This is a genomic window from Mycobacterium sp. (assembly GCF_049683935.1).
In the GTDB taxonomy this organism is placed as follows: Bacteria; Actinomycetota; Actinomycetes; order Mycobacteriales; family Mycobacteriaceae; genus Mycobacterium.
Genome location: NZ_JBAUJR010000270.1, coordinates 1 through 6,823, shown reverse-complemented (window position 1 = coordinate 6,823; position 6,823 = coordinate 1). Strand labels below are relative to the sequence as shown.

Below are 6,823 nucleotides of genomic sequence, written 5' to 3'. Positions count from 1 at the left end.
ACGTAGATGTCGAGACCGCCCGCGGGAGTGACGACGAAGGCCGCATCGGCCTTTCGTTCGAGGACCAGGGCCCGGGCCGCGGCGTCGTCACCGACCGCGGTCACATCCAATTCGGAGCGGGTCTTGAGCGCGTCGAGCAGCTGCTGCGGGGCCGCGACGGCGATGTCGAGGTGGTGCAGGGTGGGCTTGGCGAAGGCGCCGGCATAACTGGCGATCATCGCCAGGACGAGCAGGGTGAAGGTGACCATCGCCAGCACCACATGGCGGACCTGGGTGCGGGTGACCCCGTGTCCCCGCGGGATGGACGGGGTGACCGTGTGGCCGTTGTGCTTGCCCATGTCATGGCCTCCCGGCGGTCTCGGGCAGCGTGAGGAGCGCGTTGACGGTGTCGAAGGCGGCGGCGACGCGGTCTCGGAGGTCTCGGGCGTCGCGCGCCTCGGGCTCCTCCATCCAGGACCGCAATACCTCCATGAAGCCGCCCACCAGGAAGCGGGTCACGGCTTCGACGGTCAGTCCGGCGATCGGCGTCACCACGGCCATGCCCTGGGTCGCGATCTCGGCGCAGGCGGGGGCGAGTTCGGCGCGGAAGGCGCTGACCACCCGTTGGGTGACCGAACTGGGCACCACATTGCGGTACATCGCGCGGTGTTCCCCTGCGAAATCGAACAGGCGCATGATGCGCACCCGTGCGTCGCCGCCGTTATCGGCGCATGCCTGTCCGAAGGCGACCGATAAAGCCGCCGCGACGGCGTCGTCGCGGTCGCGGAAATGCCGGTAGAACACCTGGCGGCTGACGTCGGCCCTGGTGACCAGTTCCCCGACGGTGATCTCGTCGACCGCACGCTCGTGTGCCAGCGCGAACGCCGCGTCTCGGAGTCGCGTGCGGACCCGCTCGGCGCGGGGGTCGGCACTGAGGCCACGATCGGGCAGTCGGGTGGGCACCTCATGAGGCTAGCGGACTTCGTAGACACCTGACCACGATAAATTAGGTTAACTAAGTCACGTGGCGTTCCCCGGTGTGACCGCCATCCCCGCTGCGCATCGGCGAGATGCGGGCGCCGGATTCAGTGGCCCGCTACGACATCGGACTCGTCGACCTCCACCGGATCCTTGGCACCGGGAAGGAATGAGAAAGCGACACAGACGATTCCGAAGAACAGATAGCCCAGCGCCACCTGCGGACTCGCAGCCCACGAGACCTCCGGCGCGTGGATGAGTCCGATGAAGGACAGCGCGGCCCCCACCGCAGATGCGCCCGCGGCATAGAGGAACTTCTTGTCCAGGATGAAGGTGACCATCGTGCCGAGGATGAGGCCGACCAGTACCGCGCCCTCGCCGAGCGTCTTCAATCCGTCATAGACCACACCCGCGTTGTTCAACGCTTCAGCAGTCACCTCGGTCGCCGAGGTCCCCGCGGCGCTCAGCGCGTTGTCGATCATGCCCCGACCCCACTCGGCAAGGTTGGGTAACAGCGCGGCAACCACTGCCACCGCGTGCAGCCGGGGCACCGCCTGAAACGCCTGCGCCCCGATCAGCAGCCCGATGTACAGCAGAATCGGCACGATGGCAGGGACCGGAAGCAGCGCAGCGAGAACCCCGAAAAGTCCCACGAAGCAGAGGAACCCGATGGCGGCCCCGCTCGCCAGCGAGTAGCTCGCCCGGCCACCGGCATCCTTCCACCCCGGGTGCCCGATGTAGACCGCGGGCGGGAACGGCGAACCGAACGCCGAACCGACCACCGCGCCCGCGCCGTCGGCGAGCAGCACGCTGCGCAGGTTGTAGTTGTCGCCGGCGGCGGCGGCGCTCTCGACGTTGCTCATCGCCTCGGTGAAGTTGTAGACACCGAGCGGGATCGCGGTGCCCAGCAGCGGCGCGAGGTCGGAGAGCCCGCTGAACAACATGTCGAATCGCAGGTCCGGGATGCCGATGGCGATGTCGCTGACGGCCTGGCCGACGTCAGGAGCGGACATGTATCCGCCCGCCCACCCGATCGCGGTACCGACCAACAGCGCCAGCAAGCCGATCGGAATACCACCCGGCAGCTTCACATTCGTGAAAAAGCCGATCAGGATGATGGCCAGCACGGGCAGACCGATCCAGGCCACCTCCCACATCTGCGCCGCCGGGCGCATCGATATGAAGGTGATGGAGATGCCAGCAAGGGTGCCCAGCATCGCCGCCCGCGGTGTCAGCTTTCGAATGAACGGACCGACGAAGGCGCCGATCATGACGATGACACCGATCAGGAACGCCCACGCCAGACCGGCCTGCCAGGCCTGGATCGGGTCGTCGGTGGCCAGATAGACCGGCAGCATGACGACGAAGACCACGATGAACATGTGCGGCACACTCGGCCCGTACGGCAGAGCAGTGACGTCAGATCTGTTCTCACGCTGAGCGAGTCGACGCGCCAGGAATGTGTAGTAGAGGTTGCCGAGAATGAGCGCGACACCCAGTGCGGGCAGCACGGTGCCCAGGACGTCGTCGGCGGGCACTGCGATGACGCCGATCATCAACCCGGTCAGCGTGAGGACGTTGACCAGGATGTTGAATCCGAGGCCGAAGAATGCGTTCGTATCGCCGCGGGTCCACCACGGTATGGAGACCGGCTTCTCCGTGGGGGAATCGGCGGGCGGATTGGTGACTTCAGTGCTCATCGGATCCTCTCTCAGGCTGCCGTCGCGGCGAGTTGGCTCAGTGTTGGAATGACCGCCGCACTGTCGGCCACCCAACCGAAAATGCCCCCCTGCGCTTTGATCATCTCCAGGCCGATGCGCTGGAAATCGGGGAAATATGAACCCACACAGTCGGATACGACCAGGCATTCGTAGCCTCGGTCGTTGGCCTCACGAGTGGTTGTATGCACGCAGACCTCCGTGGTCACACCGGTGATCAAGAGCTGGGTGATTCCCGCCTCGGCCAGGATCTCCGACAACTCGGTGGCATAAAACGCGCCCTTCCCGGGCTTGTCGATCACGACCTCGCCGTCGATCGGGGCCAGCTCGTCGACTATGTCGTGGCCGTATTCGCCACGGATCAGGATGCGGCCGTACTTGCCCGGGTCGCCGATGCGTTTCGACGGCGCGCCGCGGTTGAGTTTGGCCGGGGGACAGTCGGAAAGGTCGGGTTCATGCCCCTCGCGGGTGTGGATGACCATGACACCCGATGCGCGGGCGGCTGCGATCAAGGCGGCCAGCGGTGGCACCACCTTGAGCAACTGATTCACATCGTTGCCGAGGCTTTCGCCGAAACCACCGGGCAACAGGAAGTCTCGTTGCATGTCGATGACGATGAGCGCTGTCCTGTCCGCGACGATCGCGAAGGGGGTCGGTTCGGCAGGCACGTCGAATCTTGATGTCACAGGCGCTCCTCGGCGACGTTGGAATCGGTTGTGGTCATGGCGGTCACCGTCTGCGGCGCTCGCGGTTCGTCGAGGAGCTGCGCAGCCAGCTGCAGTACGGTGTCGTCGCTGAGCGCGGCGCCCAGCAGCATGGCGCTGTACGGCCGCCCATCGGCGGTCACACCGAGCGGAATCGCGGCACCGAGAAGGTCGAGCAGGTTACCGAAATGTGTGTAGTGGCCGAGCATGGTGTTGCAGTCGATCGGTGCGGCACGAACCTCGTCGACGGTGAAGGTGGTGCCGATCGTCGGCAGCAACAGCACATCCATGCGGCCCCACAGACGGCTCACCACAGCCTTGAGCTCCTGCAGCTTCTGCAGGGCAGCGAAGGCGTCGACCGCCGTGTAATTCTGCCCACTGGAGAAGATGTCACGCACCACCGGATGTATCGACTCCGGTTGTGCGGCCAGGAAATCGCCGAATTCCACCAACCGCTCGGCCACCCAGGGGCCCTGGTAGAGCAACGAGCCGGCGGCGAGGAACGGTTCCAGCGAGACGTCGACGACCGTGGCGGATCGCGACAGGTGCTCCCTGAAAGCCAGGTGCGCGCTGCGCATCTCGTTGTCGCCGAAGAACTCCAGCTCCGACTCCGGTGGCAACCCCACCCGGATCGGAGCACCCGAGAAGCGGGGCCCGCGGTCGCGCGACCAGGGATCGTCGTCGTCGCGGCCCACCATCACATCGAGCACCCGGTCTACGTCGTCGACGCAACCCGCCATGACGCTGAGGCAGTCCAGCGATTTGCAGGCGGGAACGAGACCCACAGTGCTGATCAGCCCCCGCGACGGTTTGAAGCCCACGACCCCGTTCAGCGCGGCCGGCACCCGACCGGAGCCGGCGGTGTCGGTGGCGACCGCAAACGGCACCTGCCCGAGCGCCACCGCCAGCGCAGAGCCGGAACTCGAGCCGCCCGAGATCATCTCGCCGCCGTAAACACTGCGGGGGACGGTGTAGGGCGTACGTGTTCCGTTCAGCCCCGTCGCAAATTGGTCGAGGTTGGTCTTGCCCACATACAGCGCCCCGGCGTCGAGCAGTCTCTGCACGGCGGGTGCGGTGGCTGACGCGACGTAGGCGTAGTCGGGACATGACAGCGTCGTGGCGACGCCCTCGACGTCGATGCTGTCCTTGACCCCGAACGGCACGCCGTAGAGCGGCAGCGTCCTGGCGCCGGGGCGCTGCTCGATCGCCTCCGCCGCGGCGACCAACTGGTCACGGGGAACCGTGGACAACCAGGTGCCGTCGTCGCCACGGGCGGCGATCGCATCGGCAACGCGAGCAGCGGTTTTTGCAGGCGATCCCGTGCCCCCCGCGTGCGACGCGAGGATCTCCGCTACGGAGGGTCCGACGGAGGGACCATGAAAGGCTTCGGCCATAACTGTCGATTGTCGACAGAATGATGGCGAATGCGGGTCAGCTGTGTGTCGTTTGTGTTAGCGCTCGGACTCGAGCACCTCAGCGCTCGGACTCGAGGCCGAGGTAGTGCAGATGCCCGTGGTCCTGCAGAGCCTCGACAACGACTGCGGGATCGTTCATCTCGAGCGCGGACAAGATCGCCTTGTGTCGCTCGATGCCGTCGCCGCCCTCCCGCTGGCGGGCCTCTTCGCGCAGGTTCCTGGCCATCGGCAGCTGCAGCTTGAGCAGGATGGGTTCGAGAGTGATGTCGAGTTGTCGGTTGGCGGCCAGAGCCACGACCGCTGCATGGAACGCTCGGTGAGCATCGTCGCGATCCAGAGCGTCCTGCGCGGTGTCCATGCGTTCGAGCGCTGCTCTGACCGGCTCGAGAGCCTGCTCGGGGTCGGGTAGGGGCAGCGCGGTTTCGATGGCGTGCCGCTCCAGGACTCCCCGGAGCCCGAACAACTGGAGGATGTCGCCGGGTGACCACTCGGTCACGCGGGATCCGCGCCGGGGGAGATGCTCGACCAGGCCTTGCTGCGCGAGCAGCCGCAGCGCTTCCCGCAGCGGTGCCCTGCTGATCCCGAAGTCGGCGCACAGCTGCTCTTCGACGATCTTGTCGCCCGGCGCGAGCTCACCGCTGAGGATCGCGTCACGGAGTCGGTGTCCGGCCAGTTCGACCAGGGTTGCGGGCAACAAGGGGCGCGACGGGTCATCACTCGGCGCGGCCATGGCACACAATGGTAGGAACTATTGCCCCTCGGCGCATCGACACCGCCCGCGACGCACATGTCGCATGTACTTGGGATCCGGTGGACTCATCCCGAATCATCTATTACGCAACGTCTCTCATGGCCCGCCGCGGTCATCTTCCGGCGGGTCGTCGTCGGGCGGGTCGTCGTCGGGCGGGTCGTCGTCGGGCAGGAGGTATCGCTCGGGGTGGTGGTGGTTGTTGACTCGGGTTTGGTCGGTCTGGCCGTCATGGAAGACCGGGTCGATCTCGACGAGCCCAAGCACAGTCATCCCACTCGGCCCAGCCGTCAACTCACCCAGCGCCGTCCTCGGGCACCTTCCGCCGCCGAGGAACGCTCAGCATGTCAGGCCGGAATCACCGATAAATCCACAGTCCCCGGTGGTGCGGAACGGCGAGGTGTCCGCATTCGAGACCTGCAGCGATCAGGCTGCTTGGTTATCGGGTGGTGCGGGTCCGCCGGGTTCGCCGGGTTGGCTGGTGTGGTCGCTCGGTTCGGGGTCGAGTTCCTCGGGGGTGATCGGTTCGGGGTCGGGCTGCTCGGCGACGACTGGCTCGAGGTCGATCGGTTCCGAATCGATCGGCTCGGCGTCGCCGGGTTGGGGTTCGGGCATTTCGGGTTCGCCTGGCGGCCTTAGCAGGGCTTCGGGGCGGTGGTAGTAGTTGATCCGGGTTTGGCCGGTGTCCAGTGGTGCCGGTGGTGTCCATTCGACTTCGTGGCGGTCGTTCATCCGGGTGGTCCAGCCGCCGTGGGTGTCGACCATTCTGTTGTCGGGTCCACACGCCAGGCCGAGGTCGTCGACGTTGGTGTTGCCGCCGGCCGCCCAGTCAGCAGTGACATGGTGAACCTGGGTGCCGTAGATGCCGACGGTGCACCCAGGCTTGGTGCAACCACCGTCGCGCGCTGCGAGCATGAGCCGTTGAGCCGGCGAGGCGACGCGTTTGGTGCGGAACAGGTCCAGCGCGGAGCCGGTGGCGCGGTCGAACACCGCGAGGCTGTGGTGGGCGTGGGCGCCGAGGCGGATCACATCTTTGATGGGCATGTTGGTGCCGCCGCCGGTGACACCGACCCCGGCTCTGCTCTCGAGGTCTTGCAGCGTGGTGCGGATGATGACCCTGACCGGAAGACCGTTGAGCTGACCGAGTTCCCCGCTCATCAAAGCGATCCGGCCGATCACCAGCAGCGCGTCGTGTTGGCGTTGGGCCAGGCTGCGGTGATCGTTGTCGATCTGGGATTGGCTCGGTGTGCCGGCGGTACACGGTTCGGGGTCGTCGGGGTT

General features: G+C 66.4%; 7 protein-coding genes and 1 pseudogene. All 8 read right to left on the bottom strand.

The window, feature by feature from the left end:
- A pseudogene (locus tag WA965_RS15820) lies at window positions 1-338 on the bottom strand (hypothetical protein); the annotation flags it as partial.
- Between the two features lies 1 nt (window position 339).
- Window positions 340-930 carry a TetR/AcrR family transcriptional regulator gene (locus tag WA965_RS15815; protein ID WP_526447771.1) on the bottom strand — a complete coding sequence of 197 codons (591 nt, stop codon included), beginning with the start codon at window positions 928-930 and terminating at the stop codon, window positions 340-342.
- A 134-nt stretch (window positions 931-1,064) separates the two neighbouring features.
- Window positions 1,065-2,657, bottom strand: a complete 1,593-nt coding sequence (locus WA965_RS15810) for a regulator (RefSeq protein ID WP_526302455.1) — start codon at window positions 2,655-2,657, stop codon at window positions 1,065-1,067.
- An 11-nt stretch (window positions 2,658-2,668) separates the two neighbouring features.
- Window positions 2,669-3,361 (bottom strand): cysteine hydrolase family protein, encoded by a 693-nt coding sequence (locus WA965_RS15805; RefSeq protein WP_526302453.1) that lies wholly within the window; start codon window positions 3,359-3,361, stop codon window positions 2,669-2,671.
- Complete coding sequence (locus WA965_RS15800) at window positions 3,358-4,773, bottom strand: allophanate hydrolase (RefSeq protein ID WP_526302451.1); 1,416 nt, start codon at window positions 4,771-4,773, stop codon at window positions 3,358-3,360. Before WA965_RS15800 ends, WA965_RS15805 begins: the two co-directional genes overlap by 4 nt.
- A gap of 79 nt (window positions 4,774-4,852) precedes the next feature.
- Window positions 4,853-5,524: a GntR family transcriptional regulator gene (locus WA965_RS15795; protein ID WP_526302449.1), complete on the bottom strand. Its 672-nt coding sequence runs from the start codon at window positions 5,522-5,524 to the stop codon at window positions 4,853-4,855.
- Between the two features lie 117 nt (window positions 5,525-5,641).
- A complete protein-coding gene (locus tag WA965_RS15790; protein ID WP_526302447.1) occupies window positions 5,642-5,815 on the bottom strand; it encodes a hypothetical protein in 174 nt (57 codons plus the stop codon).
- Between the two features lie 153 nt (window positions 5,816-5,968).
- Window positions 5,969-6,823, bottom strand: an 855-nt coding sequence (locus WA965_RS15785; RefSeq protein ID WP_526447769.1) for an HNH endonuclease signature motif containing protein, incomplete at its 5' end; no start/stop codon positions are given.

Coding starts and splice junctions, on each gene's coding strand:
- WA965_RS15810 (WP_526302455.1), bottom strand. CDS start 2,657: ATGAGCACTGAAGTCACCAATCCGCCCGCCGATTCCCCCACGGAGAAG.
- WA965_RS15800 (WP_526302451.1), bottom strand. CDS start 4,773: ATGGCCGAAGCCTTTCATGGTCCCTCCGTCGGACCCTCCGTAGCGGAG.
- WA965_RS15795 (WP_526302449.1), bottom strand. CDS start 5,524: ATGGCCGCGCCGAGTGATGACCCGTCGCGCCCCTTGTTGCCCGCAACC.
- WA965_RS15790 (WP_526302447.1), bottom strand. CDS start 5,815: ATGACTGTGCTTGGGCTCGTCGAGATCGACCCGGTCTTCCATGACGGC.